General features: G+C 72.4%; 23 protein-coding genes, 1 pseudogene and 1 riboswitch. Of the genes and pseudogenes, 9 read left to right on the forward strand and 15 right to left on the reverse strand.

Annotated features, from left to right (window positions below):
* Nucleotides 1-84: 84 nt before the first annotated feature.
* Nucleotides 85-1,371, forward strand: coding sequence for a D-alanyl-D-alanine carboxypeptidase family protein (locus ACFYW5_RS03780; RefSeq protein ID WP_389415309.1), 1,287 nt, complete (start codon nucleotides 85-87; stop codon nucleotides 1,369-1,371).
* Here ACFYW5_RS03780 and ACFYW5_RS03785 read toward each other — a convergent pair.
* The 5 genes and pseudogenes from ACFYW5_RS03785 to ACFYW5_RS03805 form a co-directional block, all read right to left on the reverse strand.
* On the reverse strand, nucleotides 1,325-2,227 hold the full coding sequence (locus ACFYW5_RS03785) for a YihY/virulence factor BrkB family protein (RefSeq protein WP_389415310.1): 903 nt from the start codon (nucleotides 2,225-2,227) through the stop codon (nucleotides 1,325-1,327). The genes ACFYW5_RS03780 and ACFYW5_RS03785 overlap by 47 nt on opposite strands.
* A complete protein-coding gene (locus ACFYW5_RS03790) occupies nucleotides 2,215-2,652 on the reverse strand; it encodes a GtrA family protein (protein WP_389415311.1) in 438 nt (145 codons plus the stop codon). The genes ACFYW5_RS03785 and ACFYW5_RS03790 overlap by 13 nt, the downstream gene beginning before the upstream one ends.
* On the reverse strand, nucleotides 2,649-3,629 hold the full coding sequence (locus ACFYW5_RS03795; protein WP_389415312.1) for a decaprenyl-phosphate phosphoribosyltransferase: 981 nt from the start codon (nucleotides 3,627-3,629) through the stop codon (nucleotides 2,649-2,651). The genes ACFYW5_RS03790 and ACFYW5_RS03795 overlap by 4 nt, the downstream gene beginning before the upstream one ends.
* Nucleotides 3,622-3,927 (reverse strand): phosphatase PAP2 family protein, encoded by a 306-nt coding sequence (locus ACFYW5_RS03800; protein WP_389415633.1) that lies wholly within the window; start codon nucleotides 3,925-3,927, stop codon nucleotides 3,622-3,624. The genes ACFYW5_RS03795 and ACFYW5_RS03800 overlap by 8 nt, the downstream gene beginning before the upstream one ends.
* A 111-nt stretch (nucleotides 3,928-4,038) precedes the next feature.
* Nucleotides 4,039-4,530: pseudogene (locus tag ACFYW5_RS03805) on the reverse strand (phosphatase PAP2 family protein); the annotation flags it as partial.
* A gap of 133 nt (nucleotides 4,531-4,663) precedes the next feature.
* Here ACFYW5_RS03805 and ACFYW5_RS03810 point away from each other — a divergent pair.
* A complete protein-coding gene (locus tag ACFYW5_RS03810) occupies nucleotides 4,664-6,019 on the forward strand; it encodes an FAD-binding protein (RefSeq protein ID WP_389415313.1) in 1,356 nt (451 codons plus the stop codon).
* Nucleotides 6,020-6,084: 65 nt separating this feature from the next.
* A complete protein-coding gene (locus ACFYW5_RS03815) occupies nucleotides 6,085-6,840 on the forward strand; it encodes a decaprenylphospho-beta-D-erythro-pentofuranosid-2-ulose 2-reductase (RefSeq protein ID WP_389415314.1) in 756 nt (251 codons plus the stop codon).
* 112 nt (nucleotides 6,841-6,952) lie between these two features.
* On the opposite strand, the gene ACFYW5_RS03820 is transcribed toward ACFYW5_RS03815, so the two are convergent.
* Nucleotides 6,953-7,531: a 2'-5' RNA ligase family protein gene (locus tag ACFYW5_RS03820; RefSeq protein WP_389415315.1), complete on the reverse strand. Its 579-nt coding sequence runs from the start codon at nucleotides 7,529-7,531 to the stop codon at nucleotides 6,953-6,955.
* A 137-nt stretch (nucleotides 7,532-7,668) separates the two neighbouring features.
* Nucleotides 7,669-8,682: a tryptophan--tRNA ligase gene (gene trpS / locus ACFYW5_RS03825; RefSeq protein ID WP_389415316.1), complete on the reverse strand. Its 1,014-nt coding sequence runs from the start codon at nucleotides 8,680-8,682 to the stop codon at nucleotides 7,669-7,671.
* A gap of 142 nt (nucleotides 8,683-8,824) precedes the next feature.
* On the opposite strand from trpS, the gene ACFYW5_RS03830 reads away from it, so the two are divergent.
* The 4 genes from ACFYW5_RS03830 (at nucleotide 8,825) to ACFYW5_RS03845 (ending at nucleotide 11,889) form a co-directional block, all read left to right on the forward strand.
* Nucleotides 8,825-9,385: an RNA polymerase sigma factor gene (locus tag ACFYW5_RS03830; RefSeq protein WP_389415317.1), complete on the forward strand. Its 561-nt coding sequence runs from the start codon at nucleotides 8,825-8,827 to the stop codon at nucleotides 9,383-9,385.
* Entirely contained in the window at nucleotides 9,378-10,262 is an 885-nt protein-coding gene (locus ACFYW5_RS03835; RefSeq protein WP_389415318.1) for a hypothetical protein, read from the forward strand. Before ACFYW5_RS03830 ends, ACFYW5_RS03835 begins: the two co-directional genes overlap by 8 nt.
* Before the next feature lie 168 nt (nucleotides 10,263-10,430).
* Nucleotides 10,431-11,108: a hypothetical protein gene (locus ACFYW5_RS03840; protein WP_389415319.1), complete on the forward strand. Its 678-nt coding sequence runs from the start codon at nucleotides 10,431-10,433 to the stop codon at nucleotides 11,106-11,108.
* Nucleotides 11,109-11,172: 64 nt separating this feature from the next.
* Nucleotides 11,173-11,889, forward strand: a complete 717-nt coding sequence (locus ACFYW5_RS03845; RefSeq protein ID WP_389415320.1) for a hypothetical protein — start codon at nucleotides 11,173-11,175, stop codon at nucleotides 11,887-11,889.
* Between the two features lie 89 nt (nucleotides 11,890-11,978).
* Here ACFYW5_RS03845 and ACFYW5_RS03850 read toward each other — a convergent pair whose 3' ends face one another.
* Nucleotides 11,979-13,427, reverse strand: coding sequence for a glycine hydroxymethyltransferase (locus tag ACFYW5_RS03850; RefSeq protein WP_389415321.1), 1,449 nt, complete (start codon nucleotides 13,425-13,427; stop codon nucleotides 11,979-11,981).
* A 33-nt stretch (nucleotides 13,428-13,460) separates the two neighbouring features.
* Nucleotides 13,461-13,550: riboswitch (ZMP/ZTP riboswitch) on the reverse strand.
* A 101-nt stretch (nucleotides 13,551-13,651) separates the two neighbouring features.
* Here ACFYW5_RS03850 and rocD point away from each other — a divergent pair.
* Nucleotides 13,652-14,857, forward strand: coding sequence for an ornithine--oxo-acid transaminase (rocD, locus tag ACFYW5_RS03855; RefSeq protein WP_389415322.1), 1,206 nt, complete (start codon nucleotides 13,652-13,654; stop codon nucleotides 14,855-14,857).
* On the opposite strand, the gene ACFYW5_RS03860 is transcribed toward rocD, so the two are convergent.
* The 3 genes from ACFYW5_RS03860 to ACFYW5_RS03870 are packed head-to-tail and all read right to left on the reverse strand — an operon-like array spanning nucleotide 14,854 to nucleotide 17,876.
* Nucleotides 14,854-16,038: a glutathionylspermidine synthase family protein gene (locus ACFYW5_RS03860; protein ID WP_389415323.1), complete on the reverse strand. Its 1,185-nt coding sequence runs from the start codon at nucleotides 16,036-16,038 to the stop codon at nucleotides 14,854-14,856. The genes rocD and ACFYW5_RS03860 overlap by 4 nt on opposite strands.
* Before the next feature lie 23 nt (nucleotides 16,039-16,061).
* Nucleotides 16,062-16,439: a hypothetical protein gene (locus ACFYW5_RS03865; RefSeq protein WP_389415324.1), complete on the reverse strand. Its 378-nt coding sequence runs from the start codon at nucleotides 16,437-16,439 to the stop codon at nucleotides 16,062-16,064.
* Between the two features lie 39 nt (nucleotides 16,440-16,478).
* The gene (locus ACFYW5_RS03870; protein WP_389415325.1) at nucleotides 16,479-17,876 is read right to left on the reverse strand and encodes a PLP-dependent aminotransferase family protein; all 1,398 of its coding nucleotides are present in this window, start codon (nucleotides 17,874-17,876) and stop codon (nucleotides 16,479-16,481) included.
* 52 nt (nucleotides 17,877-17,928) lie between these two features.
* Between ACFYW5_RS03870 and ACFYW5_RS03875 the strand changes: the two genes are divergently transcribed.
* A complete protein-coding gene (locus ACFYW5_RS03875) occupies nucleotides 17,929-18,441 on the forward strand; it encodes a carboxymuconolactone decarboxylase family protein (RefSeq protein ID WP_389415634.1) in 513 nt (170 codons plus the stop codon).
* Nucleotides 18,442-18,485: 44 nt separating this feature from the next.
* On the opposite strand, the gene ACFYW5_RS03880 is transcribed toward ACFYW5_RS03875, so the two are convergent.
* The 4 genes from ACFYW5_RS03880 to ACFYW5_RS03895 are packed head-to-tail and all read right to left on the reverse strand — an operon-like array spanning nucleotide 18,486 to nucleotide 24,004.
* Complete coding sequence (locus tag ACFYW5_RS03880; RefSeq protein WP_389415326.1) at nucleotides 18,486-19,439, reverse strand: ABC transporter substrate-binding protein; 954 nt, start codon at nucleotides 19,437-19,439, stop codon at nucleotides 18,486-18,488.
* A 1-nt stretch (nucleotide 19,440) separates the two neighbouring features.
* Nucleotides 19,441-21,375 (reverse strand): ABC transporter permease, encoded by a 1,935-nt coding sequence (locus tag ACFYW5_RS03885; RefSeq protein WP_389415327.1) that lies wholly within the window; start codon nucleotides 21,373-21,375, stop codon nucleotides 19,441-19,443.
* Nucleotides 21,375-22,466, reverse strand: a complete 1,092-nt coding sequence (locus tag ACFYW5_RS03890; protein ID WP_389415328.1) for a glycine betaine/L-proline ABC transporter ATP-binding protein — start codon at nucleotides 22,464-22,466, stop codon at nucleotides 21,375-21,377. Before ACFYW5_RS03890 ends, ACFYW5_RS03885 begins: the two co-directional genes overlap by 1 nt.
* On the reverse strand, nucleotides 22,463-24,004 hold the full coding sequence (locus ACFYW5_RS03895; protein ID WP_389415329.1) for a GMC family oxidoreductase: 1,542 nt from the start codon (nucleotides 24,002-24,004) through the stop codon (nucleotides 22,463-22,465). The genes ACFYW5_RS03890 and ACFYW5_RS03895 overlap by 4 nt, the downstream gene beginning before the upstream one ends.
* Nucleotides 24,005-24,018: the final 14 nt, after the last annotated feature.

The following is a 24,018-nucleotide window of genomic DNA, read 5'->3' on the forward strand; positions in this document are numbered from 1 at the left end:
GTATCACCGCCGCGTGTCCGGTTCCACGGCCGGGGTGGGGGTCGGGGCGGGACATCACCCGCGGTGCCCTGTACGTTCTCGTCCGTGCCCGCACCCCAGAAGACCACCAGGCGATCGCTGCTGGTCACTTCCGCCGTTGCCGCCTCCCTCGCGCTGAGCGTGCCCGTCTCTCACGCGGCCCCGAGTCCCTCACCGACTCCGTCCGCGACTCCCCCGGCGACCATGTCGACGGTGGGCGGCGAGCGGCTCGGGCAGCCGGGGACACAGGTCGAGCTGGCGAGCGGGGTGCCCGTACTGCCCAAGAAGCTGTCCGCGCGCTCGTGGATCGTCGCCGACGCCGAGTCCGGCGAGGTGCTCGCCGCGCACAACGCGCACTGGCGGCTCGCCCCCGCGAGCACGCTGAAGATGCTGTTCGCGGACACCCTGCTGCCGAAGTTCCCCTCCTCCACCCAGCACAAGGTGGTCCCCTCCGACCTGGTGGACGTGGGATCCGGGTCCAGCCTGGTCGGGATAAAGGAGGGCGAGAGCTACACCGTCCACGATCTGTGGCTGGGTGTCTTCCTGCGCTCCGGCAACGACGCCGTGCATGTGCTGTCGAAGATGAACGGCGGCATCGACAAGACCGTGGCGGAGATGAACGCGCACGCCGAGAAACTCCAGGCGCTCGACACCCACGCGGTCTCCCCCGACGGCTACGACGCCCCCGGACAGGTCTCCTCCGCCTACGACCTGACCCTGATCGCCCGCTCCGGACTGCAGAAGGAGGATTTCCGGAAGTACTGCTCGACGGTCTCCGCGAAGTTCCCGGGCGAGACGAAGAAGACCAAGAAGGGCAAGAAGGTCCGCGAGTCCTTCGAGATCCAGAACACCAACCGGCTGCTCAGCGGGGACGCCGGCATCTCCGTCTACCAGGGCATCGCGGGCGTGAAGAACGGCAACACCACCAACGCGGGCGCCACCTTCACCGGGGTCGCCGAGCGCGACGGCAAGGTGCTGCTGGTCACCGTCATGAACCCGGAGAAGGACGAGCACAACGAGGTCTACAAGGAGACCGCGCAGCTCTTCGACTGGGGCTTCAAGGCGGCCGGCAAGGTCCAGCCGGTGGGCGAGCTGGTGCCGCCGAGGAGCGCCGTCGAGGCGAGCGCCCAGCCGGGCGCCAGCGACTCCGGCGCCGGCTCCGGCGAGGCCGGCGGCTCCGGGGACGGCGAGCCGGTCGCGAAGCCGGTGGTGGGTGCCACGGCCGAGGGCGGTTCGAGCGGCGTCGGGATCGCGCTCGGGGTGACCGGTGGGCTGCTGGTGCTGCTCGCGGCGGGCGCGCTCCTGGTCAACCGCCGGTGGCCGCTGCCGGATCTGGTACGCCGACGTCGGTGACCTCTTCCGCCTTGGTGCCGGTCGCCGTCCACGCCGCGCAGAACACCACGAGCTTCGAGGTGAAGTTGATCCACAGCAGCAGGGCGACCGGCACCCCGAAGGCGCCGTACATGCTCTTCGAGGCCACGCCCTGCATATAGCCGCTGAGCAGCAGCTTCAGCAGTTCGAAGCCGATCGCGCCGATCAGCGCGGCCACCATCAGGCGGCGGCGCGGCGGCTCGACCCCGGGCAGCAGCGTGAGGACGTAGAGCAGGACCAGGAAGTCGGCGAGGACGGCGACCGCGAAGGCGACGATGTGCAGCAGGACGCTGCCGAAGCCGCCCTCGGCGATCCCCAGCTCCTTGATCAGCCGGCCGACCAGCGCGGACGCCACGGCGGAGGCGGCGATCGTGACCAGCACGGCGCCGCCGAGACCCAGCAGGATGCCCGCGTCCTTCGCCTTGTGCAGGACGGGGTTGTCCTCCTCGTCGTCCAGCTCCCACACCGCGCGCAGGCACTCGCGCATGGAGCCGACCCAGCTGATGCCGGTGAACAGCAGCAGGGCGCCGGCGATGAGGCCGATGGTGCCGGCGTTGTCCACCAGGCCGTCGACGTTCAGCTGGTCGGAGATGCCGGGCACCTGCTCGGCGATCTTGTCCTCGAGCGTGTTCTGCTGGTCGCTGCTGAGCGTGGCGGCGGCGATCGCGGCCGCCACGGCGAGCATGGGGAACAGCGCGACGAAACTGGTGAACGTCATCGCCGCGGCCAGCCGCGTCCATTTCACCCGGTCCATGCGCTCGTACGACCGCCACGCGTGCGTGGTCATCAACCGGGCCATGAGCGGCCCGATGACGGGGAGCTTTTTCAGCCAGTCCATGATCCGACTCTCCCCTCGTTGCGAAAGACCCATGTACGGGTTCCCCAGAACCGCAGGACAGTCGCCAGCGCCATGCCCACTCCGGCGCCGGACACGACGTCCGCGCGCGGGGAGGTGAACCCCAGGCCGTAGTGGCTGACGGCGAGGCAGAGCAGTTGTACGGCGGCCCCGGCGACGTTCACCGCGAAGAAGGCGGCGTACGGGCGCAGGCCCCTGGGGCGGGTGTGCCGGTAGGTGCCGAGCGCGTTGCCCGCGTAGGCCACCGTGCAACCGGCCACGAAGGACAGCGCCTTGGCGGTGAGCGGGTCGAGGCCGGCCGGTCCGCGCAGGACGACGAACAGGCCCGTGTCGACGGCGTAGGCGAGCAGGCCCGCGGCGGCGAAGCCCAGCAGTTCCCGCCGGTCCGCCCACGCGCGCGTCCTCACCAATTGGCCACCGCCAGGCCGTACATGGCGAGCCAGACGAGCGCGATCAGGGCGAGGGCGCGGTCGCGCAGTACGACGTCCTCGGGTTCGCCCGCCGTGCCGCGGTCGGCGAAGACGGCGTACCGGAGGATCGCGAGGATGAACGCGACCATGGACAGCTGCCGCCAGGGCAGCACGCTGGTGTGCGGGACCCCGCCCTCCTCCAGCGCCCACAGGCAGTACCCGAGGACGGCGACCCCGGCCGCGAGCTGCCACACGAAGCGCAGGTAGCCGGTGGTGTACTCGGTGAGCAACGCGCGCGTGGCGCCCGCCTTTCCGGCCATCTGCACGGCTTCGGAGTAGCGCTTGGCCGACACCATGAACAGCGCGCCGAAGCCGGTCGTGATCAGGAACCAGCGCGAGAGCGGGATGCCGAGCGCGAGCCCGCCGACCATGGCCCGCATCAGGAAGCCCGTGGTCACGACCACCAGGTCGACGACCAGGACGTGCTTGAGGCTGACGCAGTACGCCAGTTGCATGCCCAGGTAGGCGGCGAGCAGGGCGGCGACCAGGGGGTCGCTCAGCCAGGCGGCGGCGGCCGGGGCGAGGACGGCGAGGGCGCCGCCGACGGCGTAGGCGACCGGTACGGGGACCTGGCCGGCCGCGACCGGGCGGTGCCGTTTGGTGGGGTGGGCGCGGTCGGCCTCCGCGTCGCGGGCGTCGTTGATCAGGTAGACAGCCGCGGCGCAGGCGGTGAAGAGGGTGAAGACGAGGGCGAGTTGGGTGAGGGCGTGGGTCGTGAAGAGCTGGCCCGCGGCGGCGGGGGCGGCTACCACCAGGACGTTCTTGACCCACTGTTTGGGGCGGGCGGTCCGGAGGAGGCCGCGCAGGAGGCCGGGGGTCGTGGTGCCGGTGGCGCGCGGGGGCGTGCGCTGTTCCAGGAGCGCGGGTTCTCTGGTGCCGGGCGTGGCACCGGCCAGGGGCGTGATCTCAGTCATGCGCGCCGCCCTTCATCCACCGCGCGCCCGCACACGCCGTGAGAACTCCCAGGGCGGCGCCCGCCACCACGTCGGAGGGGTAGTGGACGCCGACGACCAGACGGGAGAGACACACGGCGGCAGCGAGGGGCGGGAGGACGACGCGGGCGACTGTGAGGGTGGGGTGAGGGGTGGGGTGCGGGGTGGTGTCGGCGGGACGGGGTGTGGTGTCGGCGGGGCGGGTGGCCGTGCCTACGGGGTGGGCCGTGTCGGCAGGGCGGGCGGTCGTAAGGGCGGGGTGGGGTTCCGTGGGCGGCAGGCGCTTGGCCGTGAGGGCGAGGTGAGGCGCCGTGTCGGCGGAGCGGGCGGCCGTGCCGACGGGGCTGGCGGGCGTAAGGGCAGGGCTGGTGGCCGTGAGGGCAGGGTGGGGTGCCGTGCTGGCGGTGTCAGTTGCCCGGAGGGCGGTGTCGGCTGCCTGGCGGGCGGGCGCGACTGCCTTGCGGGCGGGCGCGGCTGCCCGGCGTGCGGGCGCGGCTGCCGTGGCGGCCAGGGATGGCGCTGTGCTGCCGCGCGCCGTCAGCATGCCGAAGGCGACCGCGGCGGCCGCTGCGGAGGCCGCGTGGGAGCTGGGGAAGGAGTGGCGGCCCGCGGTGCGTACGAGGGGGGCGACGTGCGCGGGGCGCGGGCGGCGCACCACCCTCTTCACTCCCATGCTGGCGAGGTGCGCCCCCGCGGTGAGCGCGGTCCCGCGCAACCAGGCGCCGCGCCGCGCTCCGTCGGCGGCGGCTCCCGCGAGGCCCGCCGCCAGCCACAGGGCACCGTGCTCACCGGCCCAGGACAGGGCCCGCGCGGCGCCGGCGACGCGCGGATCACCGCCGTACACACGCAGCGCCGAAAGGATTCGGTGGTCCAGATGGTCCATGGGGACTCACTGTTCACGCCGACCCCGCCGTAACTCCGGCAATATTGAGCGACATCCCATTAATCACCCATTTCGGGGAGAGTAGGGATGTTTCACAACGAATCGCTCGTTAACCGGCGATACGGTCGCCGACATGCCTGCCGACACCGTTTCCGTCACGGGATGGGGCCGCACCGCTCCCACCGCCGCCCGTCTGATCCGCCCCCGGACGTACGAGGAGGCCGCGGCCGCCGTCCGCGCGTGCGGGCCCCGGGGCGGCATCCCGAGAGGCCTGGGGCGGGCGTACGGGGACGCGGCGCAGAACGCCGGTGGCGCCGTGCTCGACATGACGGGCCTGGACCGGGTGCACGCCATCGACGCCGACGGCGGCACCGTCCTGTGCGACGCGGGCATCTCCCTGCACCGGCTGATGCAGGTGCTGCTGCCGCTCGGCTGGTTCGTGCCGGTGACGCCCGGCACCCGCCAGGTGACCGTCGGCGGGGCGATCGGCGCGGACATCCACGGCAAGAACCACCATGTCTCCGGGTCCTTCTCCCGGCACGTCCTCTCCCTCGAACTGCTCACCGCGGACGGCGAGATCCGCACCGTCGGCCGGGGGACGCCGTTGTTCGACGCGACCGCGGGCGGCATGGGCCTGACGGGCGTGATCCTGACGGCCACGCTCCAGTTGCTGCCGGTGGAGACCTCGCTGATGTCGGTCGACACCGAGCGCGCGACGGACCTCGACGACCTGATGGCCCGCCTCACCGCCACCGACCACCGCTACCGCTACTCGGTGGCCTGGATCGACCTCCTGGCCCGCGGGGCCGCGACCGGCCGCGCGGTCCTCACCCGCGGCGACCACGCCCCCCTGGAGGCGCTGGGCGACGGCACACGCGCACGGAGGGACCCGCTGGCCTTCCGCCCCTCCCAGCTTCCGTCCCCGCCCGCCCTGTTCCCCGAGGGCCTGCTCAGCCGCCGCACGGTCGGCCTGTTCAACGAGATCTGGTACCGCAGGGCGCCCCGCGCGCGTACCGGCGAACTCCAGCGGATCTCCACGTTCTTCCACCCCCTGGACGGGGTCCCCCACTGGAACCGCGTCTACGGCCGCGGCGGCTTCGTGCAGTACCAGTTCGTCGTCGGACACGGGCGGGAAGACGCCCTGCGCCGGATCGTGCGGCGCATCTCGGACCACCGGTGCCCGTCCTTCCTGGCGGTCCTCAAGCGCTTCGGGGACGCCGATCCCGGGTGGCTGTCCTTCCCGGTCCCCGGCTGGACGCTGGCCCTGGACATCCCGGCGAACCTGCCCGGCCTCAGCCCCCTCCTCGACGAACTGGACGAGGAGGTGGCCTCGGCGGGCGGCCGCGTCTACCTCGCCAAGGACTCCCGCCTGCGCCCGGAGCTGCTCGCCGCGATGTACCCGCGCGTGGCCGACTTCCGCGCCCTGCGCGCCGAGACGGACCCGCGCGGGGTCTTCACATCGGACCTCTCCCGCCGCCTCGGCCTGTAGCCCACGCCCGTCGGCCTGTGGCCCGCCACTCCACCCCTCACCGCCCCCTCCCCCAAGGAGCCGTCATGAAGGACGCCTTCGGCCTCCCCCAGTCCCTGCTCGTCCTCGGCGGCACGTCCGAGATCGCGATGGCGACCGCCCGCCGGCTGATCGCCCGGCGCACCCGCACGGTGTGGCTGGCGGGACGTCCGACCCCCGCCCTGGAGGAGTCGGCCGAGCAACTGCGCGCGCTGGGCGCCCGCGTGCACACCGTCGCCTTCGACGCGCTGGACACCGAGTCCCACGAGTGGGTGCTCGGCAAGATCTTCGCCGAGGGGGACATCGACCTCGTGCTGCTGGCGTTCGGCGTCCTCGGCGACCAGGCCCACGACGAGCGCGACCCGGTGGCCGCGGTGCGCGTGGCCCAGACGAACTACACCGGCGCGGTCTCGGCGGGCCTGATCTGCGCCGGCGCCCTCCAGAACCAGGGCCACGGCTCCCTGGTCGTGCTGTCCTCGGTGGCCGGCGAACGCGCCCGCCGCGCCAACTTCATCTACGGCTCAAGCAAGGCGGGACTCGACACCTTCGCCCAGGGCCTCGGTGACGCTCTGCACGGCACGGGCGCCCACGTGATGGTCGTACGCCCCGGCTTCGTACGCTCGAAGATGACCGCCGGGCTGGAGGAATCCCCCCTGTCGACGACCCCGGAAGCCGTGGCGACGGCGATCGAGCTGGGGCTCAGGCGCCGGTCGGAGACGGTGTGGGTACCCGGGGCTCTGCGCATGGTGATGTCGGCGCTGCGGCACCTGCCGCGTGGCGTGTTCCGGCGGCTACCGATCTAGCACTTTCACAGCACGCCCTAGGCGGGAGATCGGCGTCGCCGGTGTCAGGGGCGCGACCAGCCCCCACCGGCCCGCAGATCACCCACGACCTTTGTCCGGCCCTCCCGGCGAGTCAACTCGCCGGGATCGACCCGCGCTTGACGTGGCTCGCCTGCGGCGGCACCACCGCCCCGCCGAAGGCGTACTCCCGGAGCTTGCGCCACACGCCGTCCGCGCCCTGCTCGTAGAGCGCGAACCCGGTGCAGGGCCACTCGGCCTCGTAGTCGGCGAGTTCCTCGAACGCGCGGTCCATCGCCGCCTCGTCGATGCCGTGCGCGACCGTCACATGCGGGTGGTACGGGAACTGAAGCTCACGCGCCACCGGACCGGACGCGTCCCGCACCTGCTTCTGCAGCCACGTACAGGCGTCCGCCCCCTGGACGACCTGGACGAAGACGACCGGTGACAGGGGCCGGAAGGTCCCCGTGCCGGACAGCCGCATCGGGAAGGGCCGCCCGGCCGCCGCCACCTCCATCAGGTGCGCCTCGATCGCCGGCAGCAGCGAGGCGTCCACCTCGGTGGGCGGCAGCAGGGTGACATGCGTGGGGATGCCGTGAGCCGCGGCGTCGCCGAAGCCCGCGCGCCGCTCCTGGAGCAGGCTGCCGTGAGGCTCCGGGACCGCGATCGACACGCCGATCGTTACGGTCCCCACGTCGTCTCCTGTCGTCGTGACGGTCGGTTCTCTCAGCCGTCGGCTATCGACTGTACGGCCACGGCTGTGCTGCGGGCAGGCGCAAGGGAAGTGATGTGCAGCGCTCTGCCAGTAGTACGTGTGTGCGGTGGTGCGCCTCAGTGCTTGGCGGGCAGGAAGCCGACCCTGTCGTAGGCCTGCGCCAGCGTCTCCGCGGCGACGGCACGCGCCTTCTCGGCACCCTTGGCCAGGATCGAGTCGAGCGTCTCCGGGTCGTCCAGATACTGCTGGGTCCGCTCCCGGAACGGCGTCACGAACTCGACCATGACCTCGGCGAGGTCCGTCTTGAGCGCACCGTAGCCCTTGCCGTCGTACTTCTGCTCCAGTTCCGCGATTCCGGCCCCCGTGAGGGTCGAGTAGATCGTGAGCAGGTTGCTGACGCCCGGCTTGTTCGCGGCGTCGTAGCGGATGACGGTGTCGGTGTCGGTGACCGCGCTCTTGACCTTCTTCGCGGTGGCCTTGGGCTCGTCGAGGAGGTTGATCAGACCCTTCGGCGTGGACGCCGACTTGCTCATCTTGATCGACGGGTCCTGAAGGTCGTAGATCTTCGCCGTCTCTTTGAGGATGTACGGCTTGGGGATCGTGAAGGTCGCGCCGAACCGGCCGTTGAAGCGCTCGGCGAGGTCGCGGGTCAGCTCGATGTGCTGGCGCTGGTCCTCGCCGACCGGGACCTCGTGGGCCTGGTAGAGCAGGATGTCGGCGACCTGGAGGACCGGGTACGTGAACAGGCCGACCGAGGCCCGCTCCGTGCCCTGCTTGGCGGACTTGTCCTTGAACTGGGTCATGCGGGAGGCCTCGCCGAAACCGGTGAGGCAGTTCATGACCCAGCCGAGCTGGGCGTGCTCGGGGACATGGCTCTGGACGAAGAGCGTGCAGCGCTCGGGGTCGAGACCGGCGGCGAGGAGCTGGGCGACGGCCAGCCGGGTGTTCCCGCGCAGCTCCGCCGGGTCCTGCGGGACCGTGATCGCGTGCAGGTCGACGACCATGTAGAACGCGTCGTGGGTCTCCTGGAGGGCCACCCACTGGCGGACGGCGCCCAGGTAGTTGCCGAGGTGGAACGAGCCTGCGGTGGGCTGGATTCCGGAGAGCACACGGGGTCGGTCAGAAGCCATGCTCACCATTCTCTCAGGTCTCGGCGCCCGATCCGGAACCGATCGCGAACTGGTCCGCAACAGGTGGGAACCGATCCGTCTGCTGCGGTGTAACAAGGGTGTGAGAACGCGGGAGGGGGGCCGCATCGTCGATGAGGCCGCGGTGATCGCTCGCGTACGCGCCGGGGATCCGGAGGCGTACGCCCAGTTGGTACGTGCCCATACGGGCATCGCGCTGCGGGCGGCCGCCGCGCTCGGAGCCGGTGCGGACGCGGAGGACGTGGTGCAGCAGGCCTTCGTCAAGGCGTACTGCGCGCTGGGGCGGTTCCGGGACGGTTCGGCGTTCCGGCCGTGGCTGTTGTCGATCGTCGCCAATGAGACGAGGAACACAGTGCGCACGGCGGCCCGGCAGCGCACGCTCGCCGGCCGGGAGGCCGCCTTCGTGGAGGCCGAGCCGCTGATACCGGAATCGGCGGACCCGGCGGCGGCGACGCTGCGCCAGGAGCGCCGCGCGGCCCTGCTGGCCGCCCTGGAGAAACTGAGCGAGGAGCACCGCCTGGTCGTCACCTACCGCTATCTGCTGGAGATGGACGAGCCGGAGACGGCCCAGGCGCTGGGCTGGCCCCGCGGGACGGTGAAGTCCCGGCTCAACCGCGCACTGCGCAAGCTCGGCAAGCTGCTGCCGGATTTCGAGCCCGGGGAAGGAGGTGAGAAGCATGAGTGAGGAGCGCGAGGCGTACGACGGTGACGGCAGCCGCGGGCTGCCGGAGGAGCTGCGCTCGCTCGGGCGGTCCCTGGACCGGCCTGAGCCGGCCGGTGCCGAGACGATGGCCGAGCGGGTGCTGGGGCAGATACTCGCCGAGCGGATCCCGACGCCGGTGGCCGAGCCGGCGGGGGCCCGGGAGCGGATGCGGGCGGCGCGGCGGTGGGTGGCGGCGCGCCGGCGTTCGCTGACGGCGGCGCTGTGCGGTCTGCTCACAGTGCTCGTGCTCACTCCCCCGGTGCGGGCGGCGGTCTTCGACTGGTTCGGCTTCGGCGGGGTCGAGGTGCGCTACGACCCGTCCGCCCGGCCGTCGGCGAGCGCCGAGGTGCCTCGCTGCGAGGGCTCGGGTTCGGTGTCGCTCGCGCAGGCCGGGCGCCGGGCCGGGTTCGAGCCGGCCGTGCCGGGGGCGCTGGGCGCGCCGGACGCGGTGACGGTGACCGGGGAGCCGCGGGGGCGGTTCCTGGTGAGCCTGTGCTGGCAGGAGGGCGGCCGGACGATCCGGCTGGACGAGTTCTCGGCCCGGCTGGACACCGGTTTCATCAAGACCGTGCGGGAGCAGCCGGAGTGGCTCACGCTGGGCCGCTCCTCGGCGCCGGAGCCCGCGCTGTGGTTCGCGCGACCGCATCTGCTGAGCTTCTGGCTGGTGGGCGCGGACGGTTCTCCGTACACCCGCGAGGAGCGGACGGCGGGGCCGACCCTGCTGTGGATGCACGGGACGGGCACGGCGGACGACGACATCCTCACGCTGCGTCTTGAGGGCGTCGCGTCGAAGGAGCGTGCGACGGAGATCGCGATGTCGCTGGAGGCCGCGCAGTCGCCGGAAGGGGCCTCCGAATAGTCGGTCGGGGGTGGGAACCCCGGCGGGCCGGGCGGTGTACCAGAACTGACACGCGGCTCGCGGACGGGCCGCTCGGTGATCGACTGCTTGGGGGTTCGGATGCGCGGGCGAGTGCTCGGTTCGAGAGGCGGACGGCGTCGGCTGACGGCGTCGGCAGGGGCGTTGACGGTGGCGCTGGGGATGCTGGTGTGGGGGGCGGCACCGGCCTCGGCCGGGGGGCCGACGAGCGCGTTCCTGGCCTCCCCGGAGACCGGGAAGGCGGGAGGGCTGTACGCCTCGGACCGCAGGTACGCCCAGCTGGATTCCCTCCTCCAGGCGGGCACCCCGGGCACCCCGCCCAAGGACGCGATGGCGGACCGGCGCGTCACCGTCACCTGGCTGGTACACGACACCTCTCCGTGGCGGGTCGACCAGATCTTCCCCGTCACCGGGGGCGAGGACGTCTGGGTGCACCGGGCGATGGACGTCACCGAACGGACGGACGGCAGCTGGCACCGTGCCCCGAATCCCGAGCGGCTGCGGGCCCTGCTGGCGGACGTGGGCGTGCTGAGTCAGGGGGACGGTGGTGCGGACCTGTCGTCCTTCGCGCTGCGGGAGGTGTACACGGCCGGCGGGGAGCACGGGAGCGTCCCGGAGACGGAGACGGAGGCGCCGGTGGAGGGTGCCGCGGCGTCCCGGCCCGTGGCGGCTTCGGGGACGGGCGAGGACACCGACTGGTGGTGGGCCCTGCCCGGCGGTGCGGCCGGGGCGGTGCTGGCGCTGACGCTGCGGCCCTTCGTCTCGCGGGTGCCGCTGGGCAGCCGGAGGGACGAGCCGGGGCCCCGGCAGGAGTTGCGGGACGCGTGAGGGGCACGGGCGGACGGGATCGGCACGGGGAGGTCGAGGGCGGATGAGGGTGCCCAGGGGGCGGATGGCTGCGCGACTGGTGCTGCTGGGGCCGGTGTCGGCGGTGCTGGCGCTGTGCGGCGGAGCACCGGCGGCCGGGGCGGTGGGCGGGGCGATGGGCGGTGCTGTGGGCGGTGCGGTAGGGGGTGCGGGGCGGGCTCCCGATCTGGCGATGGTGGTCGCGGGCGGCGCGGGGCAGCCGACCGCGGTGCGGTCCGGGGAACCGCGGTTCGCCCGGCTGTGGCAGCTGCTGGAGCCGACGTACACCGGGACCGAGCGGGTGCCCGAGGCGTGGACCGAGGGCCGGCATCCGCCGGTGCGGCTCATGGTGGTGTGGGGGCTGACGGGGGTGGGCGGCCGGCCCATGACCGACAGTCCGCCGGGCGGGGACGTGGCGATGCAGCGGCAGGATCAGCTGTTCGTCGCCGAGGACGGCACACCGTGGGTGCGCTCGGATCCGGCGCCGGATGTGGAGGACGACGACATCCGCTGGCATCGGGCGCCGCGCTCGGTCTTCGAGCGGCTGGACCGGTCGGGGCTGCTCGGCGGCCCGGTGCGGACGGCCTCGGCCGAGGCCGACGGCCCGGTCCCGGCGGTGGACGCCGTGTGGTGGGCGATACCGGGGCTGGCGGTGGGCTTCGCGGCCGGGGCGGGCGGCACGCTGGCGATACGCCGCGCGGCGGCCCGCCCTGGAGGGGGGCCGCCGCGGGAGGAGCCACGACAGCAGCTCATCGATCTGTGAGCGTCACCGATCCGTGCGCGTCACCGATCCGTGAGTGTCACCGACCCGTGCGCGTCACCGTTCCTTGACAACTCAACAGGGAGTGCCGGTCAGCCGAGGTCGATCTCCGGGTACAGCGGGAAACCGGCCACCAGGTCGGTCGCCCGGCGGGAGATCTCGTCCGCGATCTTTGGGTCGAGGACGTGGGCGGCCTTGGAGGGGGCGCCCGACTTGGTGGTGCCGGGCTCCGCGGTGGTCAGGACGCGGTCGATGAGACCGGCGACCTCGTCCATCTCGGCGGTGCCCAGACCACGGGTGGTCAGGGCGGGGGTGCCGATGCGGACGCCGGAGGTGTACCAGGCGCCGTTGGGGTCGGCCGGGATGGCGTTGCGGTTGGTGACGATGCCGGACTCCAGCAGCGCGGCCTCGGCCTGGCGGCCGGTGAGGCCGTAGGAGGTGGCCACGTCGATCAGGTTCAGGTGGTTGTCCGTGCCGCCCGTGACCAGGGTCGCGCCCCGGCGCATCAGGCCCTCGGCGAGGGCGCGGGAGTTGTCGACGATGCGCTGGGCGTAGTCCTGGAAGGAGGGCTGCCGGGCCTCGGCGAGGGCGACGGCCTTGGCGGCCATGACGTGCGGGAGCGGGCCGCCGAGGACCATCGGGCAGCCGCGGTCGACCTGGTCCTTGAGGGAGTCGTCGCACAGGACCATGCCGCCGCGCGGGCCGCGCAGCGACTTGTGGGTGGTCGTGGTGACGATCTGGGCGTGCGGGACCGGGTCGAAGTCGCCGGTGAGGACCTTGCCGGCGACCAGTCCCGCGAAGTGGGCCATGTCGACCATCAGGGTCGCGCCGACCTCGTCGGCGATCTCACGCATGATCCGGAAGTTCACCAGACGGGGGTAGGCGGAGTAGCCGGCGACGATGATCAGCGGCTTGAAGTCGCGGGCGGAGGTGCGCAGGGCCTCGTAGTCGATGAGGCCGGTGGCGGGGTCGGTGCCGTAGGAGCGCTGGTCGAACATCTTGCCGGAGATGTTCGGGCGGAAGCCGTGGGTGAGATGGCCGCCGGCGTCCAGGGACATGCCGAGCATCCGCTGGTTGCCGAAGGCCTGGCGCAGTTCGGCCCAGTCGGCATCGGAGAGCTCGTTGACCTGGCGGACGCCGGCCTTCTCCAGGGCGGGGGCCTCGACACGGGCGGCGAGGACCGACCAGAAGGCGACGAGGTTGGCGTCGATGCCGGAGTGCGGCTGGACGTAGGCGTGGCGGGCGCCGAAGAGTTCCCTGGCGTGTTCGGCGGCGAGCGACTCGACGGTGTCGACGTTGCGGCAGCCGGCGTAGAAGCGGCGGCCGACGGTGCCCTCGGCGTACTTGTCGCTGAACCAGTTGCCCATCGCCAGCAGGGTGGCCGGGGAGGCGTAGTTCTCGGAGGCGATCAGCTTGAGCATCTCGCGCTGGTCGTGGACCTCCTGGCCGATGGCGTCGGCGACCCGCGGTTCCACGGCGCGGATGACGTCGAGGGCGGCGCGGAAGGCGGTGGATTCGTGGGAAAGGGGCTGCTCGGGCAAGTCGGCCTCCGGACGGCGTGGTTTCAGCGTTCACGGTTCGGCCCAGGCGCACGGCACACAGTCACGACCGGGCCGCTCCCCGATGGTCGGTCCCATCCCAGCGCGCCAGTCACGGCCCGCCGTCAGCCTACCGGGCGCGCCGTCGGGTGAAGGTCCCGCGTCCACCATCCGAGCGAGGATAGGAAGGGGACTCCGCTCGTCTCCCGGAGTCTTCTGGAGGTCCCGTGACCACTACGGAAACCCTCATCGCCGCGGCCGAGGCGCACGGCGCGCACAACTACGCGCCGCTGCCGGTCGTCGTCGCCTCGGCCGAGGGGGCGTGGATGACGGATGTGGAGGGGCGGCGGTATCTGGATCTGCTGGCCGGTTACTCGGCGCTCAACTTCGGTCATCGCAACCGGCGGATCATCGAGGCGGCCAAGGCGCAGCTGGAGCGGGTGACGCTGACGTCGCGGGCGTTCCATCACGACCGGTACGCCGCGTTCTGCGAGGAGCTCGCGCGGCTGTGCGGCATGGAGATGGTGCTGCCGATGAACACCGGGGCGGAGGCGGTGGAGACCGCGGTGAAGACGGCCCGGAAGTGGGGGTACCGGGTCAAGGGCGTGCCCGCGGAGATGGCGAAGATCGTGGTCGCGGGCGGCAACTTCCACGGCCGTACGACGACGGTCATCAGCTTCTCCACCGACCGGGAGGCGCGCGCCGACTTCGGGCCGTACACGCCCGGGTTCGAGATCGTGCCGTACGGGGATCTGACGGCGATGCGGGCGGCGATGACGGAGAACACGGTCGCGGTGCTGCTGGAGCCGATCCAGGGCGAGTCGGGGGTGATCGTGCCGCCGTCCGGTTATCTGCCGGCGGTGCGGGAGCTGGCCCGGGAGCGGAACGTGCTGTTCGTGGCCGATGAGATCCAGTCGGGGCTCGGGCGGACGGGGCGGACCTTCGCGTGTGAGCACGAGGGGGTGGTGCCGGACATGTATGTGCTGGGCAAGGCGCTCGGCGGTGGCGTGGTGCCGGTGTCGGCGGTGGTGTCGTCGGCCGAGGTGCTGGGGGTGTTCCGGCCCGGGGAGCACGGGTCGACGTTCGGGGGGAATCCGCTGGCCTGTGCGGTGGCGCTGGAGGTGATCGCGATGGTGCGGTCGGGCGAGTACCAGGCGCGGTCGGCGGAGCTCGGCACGCATCTGCACCGGGAGCTGGCCGCCCTGGTGGACATGGGGCGGGTGACACAGGTGCGGGGGCGCGGGCTGTGGGCGGGGGTGGACATCGCCCCGGCGTACGGGACGGGCCGGGAGGTGTCGGAGAAGCTGATGGAGCGGGGTGTGCTGGTGAAGGACACCCATGGCGCGACGCTGAGGATCGCCCCGCCGCTGGTGATCGGCAAGGAGGATCTGGACTGGGGGCTCGCCCAGCTGCGGACGGTGCTGGGGGTCTAGAGGATCACATGCGGCAGGAAGCGGGCGTACTCGTCGGTGATCAGTCCCGCCGATTCGCGGATGCCCAGGCCCGCCGCTTCGTCCTCGACGACCCAGGCGCCGAGGACGACCCGGTTGCCGTCGAAGTCGGGCAGGGGTGCCAGCTCCTGGTAGCAGCAGGGCTCGTCGCGCGGGACGGGGTCGGTCCCCGGTTGGTGGACGGTGACGCCCGCGCCTTCGCGGCCCAGCAGGGGCTTGGCGACGTAGCCGGTGGTGCGGGCGAGGTCGCGGGGGCCGTCGAGGTGGGCGGGGAGCAGGTTGGGGTGGCCGGGGTGGAGCTCCCAGAGCATCGCCAGCAGGGCCTTGTTGGACAGGAGCATCTTCCAGGCGGGTTCGATCCAGAGGGTGGATCCGGTGCCGCCGCCGTTGTCGAGGGTGTCCAGGACGTGGCCGGCGAAGCGGTCGGTGGTGAGCCACTCCCAGGGGTAGAGCTTGAAGCAGCTGCGGATGAAGCGGAGCCGGTTGTCGACGAAGCGGCCGGAGAGACGGTCCCAGCCGATCTCCTCCATGGAGATCCAGTCAGTGTCGAGGCCGGCCTGCTCGGCGGTCTCCTTGAGGTAGGCGACCGTCATCAGGTCCTCGCCGAGCTCGTCGGCGGCGGAGTGCGCGAAGTACAGCGGGCTGCCGGGCGGGAGGAGGGGGGCTTGTTTCCTCCAGGCGGCGACCAGGCGTTCGTGCAGCGAGTTCCACTGGTCGGCGCCCGGGAAGCGCTCCTCCATCCAGAACCACTGCGGGGAGGCGGCCTCGACCAGGGAGGTGGGGGTGTCGGCGTTGTACTCCAGGAGCTTCGCCGGGCCGCGGCCGTCGTAGCGCAGGTCGAAGCGGCCGTAGAGGGACGGGAGTTCGGCGCGGCGGTGCCAGGCCTCGGTGACCGCTTCCGCCACGCGCGGGTCGGTGATGCCGAGGTCGGTGAGGCGCCCGGAGGTGACGATGTGCTCCGCCGCCCGCAGGCACATGCGGTGGAGTTCCTCGACGACCTCCTCCAGCGCCTCGACCTCATCCAGGGAGAAGACGTAGTAGGCGCTCTCGTCCCAGTACGGGCGCAGGGAGTTGTCGGGGTAGCGGGTGAGCGGGTAGATCAGGCCCTGTTCCTCGACGGTCCGCTGCCAGCCGGGGCGGGGTTCTATGGTGCGGCGTTCCATGGTGGACGTCCGGACGGTCCGGGTCAGCCGCCGCCGCTGCCGGAGCCCGAGCACCCGAAGCCGCCGCGGTCGACGGCGTCGCTGCGGCTGAAGGTGCCGTAGTCGGCGTAGCCGCCGTCGACTTCGGCGTCGTAGTACCAGGCGGCGTCGGCGCCGCCGCCCTTCTTCTTGCCACTCTTGCCGCTCTTGCCGCCCTTGCCGTACGAGGAGCCGGAGGAACCCGAGGCGCCCGACGTGCAGTTCTTGTCGGCGATGACCTTGTAGCCGTCCCAGGTGTAGCTGTCCCGGTCGACGCAGCGGCGGTCGGGCTCGGAGCCGCAGGAGGTCAGTGCCGCCGCGACGACTCCCATACCGCCCAACACCACCGTGCTGGAGCGCAGTCGGCGCTTCGTGCGAGCCATGTCCCGTCTCTCCCCGTGTCCTTCGGCTGGACGATTACCCTACGGCAGCACCCGGCAAAGGGCTTCGAGGGCCCCCGCCCAGGCATGGTTGGGCGGGGTTCCGTAGCCGACGACCAGGGCGTCGAGGGGTTCGGCGATGGCCTTGTCATGGCGGAAGTGGGCCAGGCCGAACAGGGACAGGCCCTGCCAGCGGGCCGCCTGGAGGACCGATGCCTCGGTGCCGGGCGGCAGGCACAGCACGGCGTGCAGGCCGGCCGCGATCCCGGTGGCCCGGACCGTCGGGGCGCGCTCGGTGAGGGCGGTGACCAGGGCGTCCCGGCGTCGGCGGTAGCGCAGCCGGGAGGCGCGGACATGGCGGTCATGGGCACCGTGGGCGATGAACTCGGCCAGGGTCAGCTGGTCGAGCACCCCGCAGCTGTCCACGTCGCCCTTGGCCCGGGTCACCGGTTCCACCAGGGCGGGCGGCAGGACCAGCCAGGCCAGGCGCAGGCCGGGGGCGAGGGACTTGCTGGCGGTTCCCAGGTAGACGACGTGGTCGGGGTCCAGGCCCTGGAGTGCGCCGACGGGCTGGCGGTCGTAGCGGAACTCGCCGTCGTAGTCGTCCTCCAGGATCAGGCCGCCGGTGCGGCGGGCCCAGTCCACGACGGCCGCCCGCCGGGAGCGGTGCAGGTCGGCGCCCATCGGGAACTGGTGGGCGGGGGTGAGCAGTACGGCACCCTCGTCGGTCAAGTCGGCTGGGTCGGTGCCGAGTTCGTCGAAGGGCAAGGGGGTGGTGGCGAGGCCGGTGCCAGCCAGGACGGCGCGGTGTTCGGGGAGTCCGTACGACTCGACGGCGATCGTCCGGGCTCCGCGGGCCCGCAGGACCGAGCCGAGCAGGTGCAGGCCCTGGGGGAAGCCGGAGCAGATGACGATGCGTTCGGGGTGGGCGCGGACGCCGCGGGCGCGGGAGAGGTAGGTCGCGAGGGCGGTGCGCAGTTCGATGCGGCCGCGGGGGTCGCCGTAGCCGAGGACGTCGTAGGGGGCGGTGTTGAGGGCTCGGCGGGCCGCCTTGAGCCATTCGGCGCGGGGGAAGGCGGCGAGGTCGGGGGTGCCGGCGGTCAGGTCGTGGGTGGGGCGGGGGCGGGCTCGGCGGGTCGGAGCGGTGGCCGTGGGGGGTGTGGAGCGGCCCTCGGCGACCCGGGTGCCCGAGCCCTGGCGGGCGGTGAGCCAGCCCTCGGCGACGAGGTCGGTGTAGGCGTCGGCGACCGTGTTGCGGGCGATGCCGAGGTCGGCGGAGAGGGAGCGGGAGGAGGGCAGCCGGGTGCCGGGCGCCAGCCGGCCCGTGCGGACGGCCTCGCGCAGGGCGTCGGTGAGGCCCCGGCGCAGACCGGGTCCGGTGGCCGGGTCCAGGTGGAGGTCGATCCCCAGGGCCCGAGAAGTGGCCCATGCGTCTGCCATGGAAATGGACCATACTCCTGGGCCTTTCGCTTCGTAGGGTCGAGGCATGACGATGACCAGTGATCACACCGCCCCTGCCGAAGCCACCGTCGAGTACGCGCCCGAGCACCCCCCTCGGCTGCGCTGGGCCGACCACGCGCCCGAGGTCTACAAGGCGATGGTCCGGCTCGACGCGGCGGCCCGGCGGGGTCTGGACCCGAAGCTGCTGGAGCTGGTGAAGGTCCGCGCCTCGCAGCTCAACCACTGCGCCATGTGCGTGGACATGCACTCCAAGGACGCCCTGGCGGCCGGGGAGAGCGTGGAGCGGATCATCCAGCTCTCCGCCTGGGAGGAGTCGGCGCACTTCTACACCGAGAAGGAGCTCGCGGCGCTCGCGCTGACCGAGGCGGTCACCGTGCTCACCGAGGGTTTCGTGCCCGACGAGGTGTACGCGAAGGCCGCCGCCCACTTCGAGGAGCCGGAACTGGCCCAGTTGATCGCCTCGATCGCGGTGATCAACGCCTGGAACCGGTTCGGCGTGACCTGCCGGGTGACGCCGGGGCACTACCAGCCGGGCCGGCACTGACCGCCGGGGTGTGCCGCGCCCGGATCACGTCCGGGCCGTGACCGTCAGGACAGCCACGGACGCCAGGTGGACTCGTGGCTGTCCGCCCACTTCCTCGCCGCCTCCTCGGGGGTGAGCTTCTGTTCGGCGATCATCAGGGAGACCTCGTTCTGGTCCTCGGTCGTCCAGCGGAACTTCTTCAGGAAGGCCGCGGCCTTCCCGCCGTCCTGCGCGAAGTCGGCGTTGAGGTACTTCTGCAGCGGGGTGTGCGGATAGGCGCAGGCGACCTTCTCCGGATCCGCGTCGCAGCCCTCCTGGTACGCCGGCAGCTTCACCTCGGTCATGGGGACCTTCCCGAACAGCCACTGGGGGGCGTACCAGTAGGTCAGGAAGGGCTTCCTCTCCTTGGCGAACTGCTTGATCTGGGTGATCTGGGCGGCCTCGGAACCGGCGAAGACCACCTGGTAGTCCAGGTCGAGGTTCTTCACCAGTGCCTTGTCGTGGGTGACGTAGGAGGGCGAGCCGTCCAACAGCTGGCCCTTGCCGCCGCTCTCCGGGGTGCGGAGCCGGTCGGCGTACCGGTTGAGGTTCTTCCAGTCGGTGACGTCGGGGTGCTGCTTCGCGAAGTACGTGGGGACGTACCAGCCGATGTGGCCGGTGACGCCGAGGCCGCCGCCGTTCACGATCGTCTTCTTGTCCTCGACGTACCGCTGTTCCTGGTCGGGGTGGCCCCAGTCCTCCATGATCGCGTCGACCCGGCCCTGGCTGAGCGCGTCCCAGGCGGGGACCTCGTCGACCTGGACGGTGTCGACGCGGTAGCCGAGTTCGTGTTCCAGCAGGTACTGGGCGACGGCCACGTTGGCCTGGGCGCCGACCCAGGACTGGACGGACAGGGTGACCGTCTTCGCGCCCTGGGCGTTGGCGAACGGCGAGGCCTGCCGGGTCATGTCGGCGGCGCCGCAGCCGGTGAGCAGCAGCAGCGCACCCACCGCCGCGGTCGTGGTGACACGGACGCGCATGTCACGCTCCCTTCTTCGTGCGGCGTTCCGTCGGCTGGGTCACCCGGTCGAGCATCAGACCGAGGCAGACGATCGCGACGCCGGCCACCAGGCCGGTGGCGAGGTCGCCCTGGGCGAGGCCGAAGACGACGTCGTAGCCGAGCGCGCCGCCGCCGACCAGGCCGCCGATGATGACGACGGCGAGGACCAGGACCACGCCCTGGTTGACGGCGAGCAGCAAGGAGCGGCGGGCGAGCGGGAGCTGCACCTGCCACAGCTGCTGGGCCGGGGTCGCGCCGAGCGAGCGGGCCGACTCCAGGGCGGCGGGGTCGATCCGGCGCAGGCCCTGGGCGGTGATCCGGACGACGGCGGGCAGGGCGTAGACGACGGCCGCCGCCACCGCGGGGGCGCGGCCGACGCCGAACAGGGCGACGACCGGGATCAGGTACACGAACTGCGGCATCGTCTGGAAGACGTCCAGGACGGGGCGCAGAGCGCGGTCCACCCGGTCGTTGCGGGCCGCGGCGATGCCGGTCGCGACGCCCAGGACGAGGGTGACGGCGACGGCGGCGAGCACCTGGGACAGGGTGTCCAGGGACGGTTCCCAGGCTCCGAGCACGCCGATCGCGGCCATGGCGAGGGTCGCGGTGAGCGCGGTGCGCCAGGTGCCGATCAGCCAGGCGAGGGCGGCGACGACGAGCAGGACGGCCCACCAGGGCAGCCACTGCAGGCCGTCGCGTACGGGGTCCAGGACCCAGGTCGTGAAGTGGCCCGCCCACTCCGCGGTGCCGCCGACGACCGGGACGCCCGAGTAGAGGTGGGCGGTCATCCAGTCGACGGCCCGGTTGACCGGGGCGGCGATGTTCAGCACCCAGGCGTCGGGCCAGTCGAGGCGGCCCACGAGACGTCCGGCGACGGCGGCGGCCAGGGCGGCGCCGAGGGCGTACGCCCATGCCGCGCGGCCCGTCCGTTCGGTGCCGTCGGCGGCCGCGGCGGTGACGCGGTCCAGGACGACCGCCAGCAGCACGATCGGGATGCCGGCCGCCAGGGCGGCGCCCACGTCGACCGAGGCCAGCGCCTGGTAGACGCGGTCACCGAGGCCGCCGGCGCCGATGACCGACGCGATGACGGCCATGGACAGCGCCATCATGATCGACTGGTTGACGCCGAGGAGGAGTTCCTTGCGGGCCAGCGGGATTCGGGCGGTCAGCAGCCGCTGGCGGGCGGTGGCGCCGAGGGAGTCGACGGCCTCCAGCACCTCCTGGTCGGCGCCGCGCAGGCCGAGCGCGGTGAGGCGGGCCATGGGCGGGGCGGCGTAGACGACGGTGGCGAGGACGGCCGCGGGGACACCGATGCCGAAGACCAGGACGACCGGGAGGAGGTAGGCGAAGGCGGGGAGGACCTGCATGGTGTCCAGGACCGGGCGCAGGGCGCGGTCCATCCGGTCCGAGAGGCCCGCGGCGAGCCCGAGGAGGGCGCCGACGGCGAGGGACGCCAGCACGGCGACCGTCATCAGGGCGAGGGTCTGCATGGTCGGCACCCACATGCCGAGGGCGCCGCAGGCCAGAAAGGCGGCGGCGGTGCCCAGGGCGAGCCCGGCGCCTGCGACGCGCCAGGCGACAAGCGCGCCGACCGCGGTGACGCCGGCCCAGCCCGCGGCGAGCAGCACCAGGTACACGGCGCGTACGCCGAGGACGACGGTGTTGCTGACGTGGCCCAGGAAGTGGAGGAACAGGGGGTGGCTGTCCCGGTTGTCGATGATCCAGTCGCTGGTCAGGGTCAGCGGGCCGGTGAGGTCGACGGTGAGGGCGTCCGGCCAGCTGCCGCTCGCCCAGCGGGCGTGGGCCAGCGGGACGAGGATCGCGGCGGCCAGGGCGAGCAGGGTGAGCTTGGCCGCGGCTCGGTTTCTCAGGACGCGCGGCAGGGTGCGGGGCGCCGGTGCGGTGATCGTCGCCATCAGACCGGCTCCGGGGTGGGATCGACGGGCGTCGGCCCGGCGGCACGGCCACCCGTGCCGACGGCGGATCCGCCGGCCACGACGCCCAGCAGGGCGGCGGCGTCCACCACGCCGAGGCAGCGGCCGCGGTCCACGATCCGGGCGGGGCTGCCCGTACGGGCGACCGCCTCGATGGCCTCGGACACCGTGGCGTCCGGGGCGAGCGCCGGGCCGTTGCCGGCCTCCTCCGCGGACGCGGGCCGCATCGCCGTACGCACCGTCATGACCTGCTCGCGCGGTACGTCCCGGACGAACTCCCGGACGTAGTCGTCGGCCGGGGAGCCCACGATCTGTTCCGGGGTGCCCAGTTGGACCACCTTGCCGTCGCGCATCAGGGCGATGCGGTCGCCCAGTTTGAGGGCCTCGTTCAGGTCGTGCGTGATGAAGACCATGGTGCGGCCCTCTTCGCGGTGCAGCCGGACGACCTCCTCCTGCATGTCCCGGCGGATCAGGGGGTCGAGGGCGCTGAAGGGCTCGTCGAACAGCAGCACTTCGGGGTCCACCGCGAGGGCGCGGGCCAGGCCCACGCGCTGGCGCTGGCCGCCCGAGAGCTGGCTGGGTCTGCGCTGTTCCAGACCGGCCAGGCCGACCTTGGCCACGACCTCGGCGGCGCGTGCGCGGCGTTCGGACCTGCCGACGCCCTGGATCTGCAGGCCGTAGGCGACGTTGTCGAGGACCGTGCGGTGGGGCAGCAGGCCGAAGTGCTGGAAGACCATCGCCGCGCGGTGGCGGCGCAGCCGGCGCAGCCGGGCGGTGTCCATGGCGCGGACGTCCTCGCCGTCGATGGCGATCGTGCCGGAGGTCGGCTCGATCAAGCGGGTCAGACAGCGCACGAGCGTGGACTTGCCCGAGCCGGACAGGCCCATCACCACGAAGACCTCGCCCTTGCGGACGTCGAAGGAGACGTCCCGCACCGCCGCCGTGCAGCCGGTGCGGGCGCGCAGCTCGGCGGGGGCGAGCGCGGCGAGTCCGGGGTCGGCGGGGACGCGGTCGGCCTTGCGGCCGAAGACCTTCCACAGGCCCTGCACGGAGAAGACCGGAGTGCCGCTCATCGGGCATCGCCGCCGATCAGGTCCACCGCGCGTTCCCCGACCATCAGTACGCCGATCATCGGGTTCACGGCGGGCATGGTCGGGAAGACGGAGGCGTCGGCGATGCGGATGTTCTCCAGGCCGCGGATGCGCAGCTCGGGGTCCACCACGGCGAGTTCGTCGTCGGCCGCGCCCATCCGGCAGGTGCCGGCCGGGTGGTAGACGGTGTGCGCGGCCTTGCGGGCGTACTCGCTGAGCTCCGCGTCACCGACGATCTCCGGGCCCGGGCAGACCTCGCGCTTGAGCCAGCCGGCCAGCGGCTCGGTCCTGGCGATCTCGCGGGCGATGCGGATGCCGTCGACCAGGGTCCGCGCGTCGTAGTCGTCCTCGTCGGTGAAGTAGCGGAAGTCCAGCGCGGGCTTGACCGAGGGGTCCGGGCTGGTCAGGTACAGCCGGCCACGGCTCTTCGGCTTGGGGATGTTGGGGGTCATCGAGACGCCGAACTCCGGACGTTGGTAGCCCAGGCGCTCGGGGTTGTCCGTGAAGGGGATCTGGTAGAAGTGGAACATCAGGTCGGGGCCCGCGTGTTCGGGGTCGCGGCGCACGAACAGGCCCGCGTCGGAGTCCATCGCGGAGTTCTCCGGGATGGGGCCGTCGGTCTCCCAGACGATCACCGACTCGGGGTGGTCGAGCAGGTTCTCGCCGACGCCGGGCAGGTCGAGCGCCACGGGTATGCCGAGCGCCTCCAGGTCCGCGCGGCGCCCGATGCCCGAGTGCAGCAGTAGCCGCGGCGAGTCGACGGCACCGGCGCACAGCAGCACCTCGTTGCGGGCGCGGACGAGGAACTCCTCGCCGTCCTTGGCGCGTACGTGCACGCCTTGTGCGCGGGTGCCGTCCAGCTCCAGCCGGTAGGCCCAGGTCTCCAGCAGGATCGTCAGGTTGGGGCGCTCGTCCATCACCGGGTGCAGATACGCCACCGAGGCGGACGACCGCTTGTTGTTCTCCGGGTGGTAGGCGAGGTCGAAGAAGCCGGCGCCCTCGGTGAACGGCTTGTCGTTGAAGCCCTCCACGCGCGGGACGCCGAGCGCCTTCTGCGCCGCGTCGACGAAGTCGCGGGCGATGGCGTTCCGGTCCTTCTCGTCGACCGGGACGATGTTGTTCAGCAGCCGCGCCCAGTACGCCTCCATCGGCACCGCGCCCCAGCCCTCGGCGCCGGCCGCCTCCCACTCGTCCCAGTCGGAGGGCAGGGGCTTGAAGGCGATCAGGGTGTTGTGCGACGAACATCCGCCGAGCACGCGGGCGCGGCTGTGCCGGATGTGGGAGTTGCCGCGTGGCTGCTCGGTGGTGGGGTAGTCGTAGTCGAGGTCGCCGCCGAGCAGGCCCATCCAGCGGCGCAGGGTCAGCACGTCGTCCCGGCCGACGTCGCTGGGGCCGCCCTCGATGACGGCGACGGTGACATCGGGGTTCTCGGTCAGCCGGGAGGCGATGACGGAGCCTGCGGTGCCGCCGCCGATGACGACGTAGTCGTAGACATGGGTGTTCGCGGACAGAGGGGGCATGGGGGTGCTCCAGG

This window comes from Streptomyces sp. NPDC002779 (assembly GCF_042888685.1).
GTDB lineage: Bacteria > Actinomycetota > Actinomycetes > Streptomycetales > Streptomycetaceae > Streptomyces.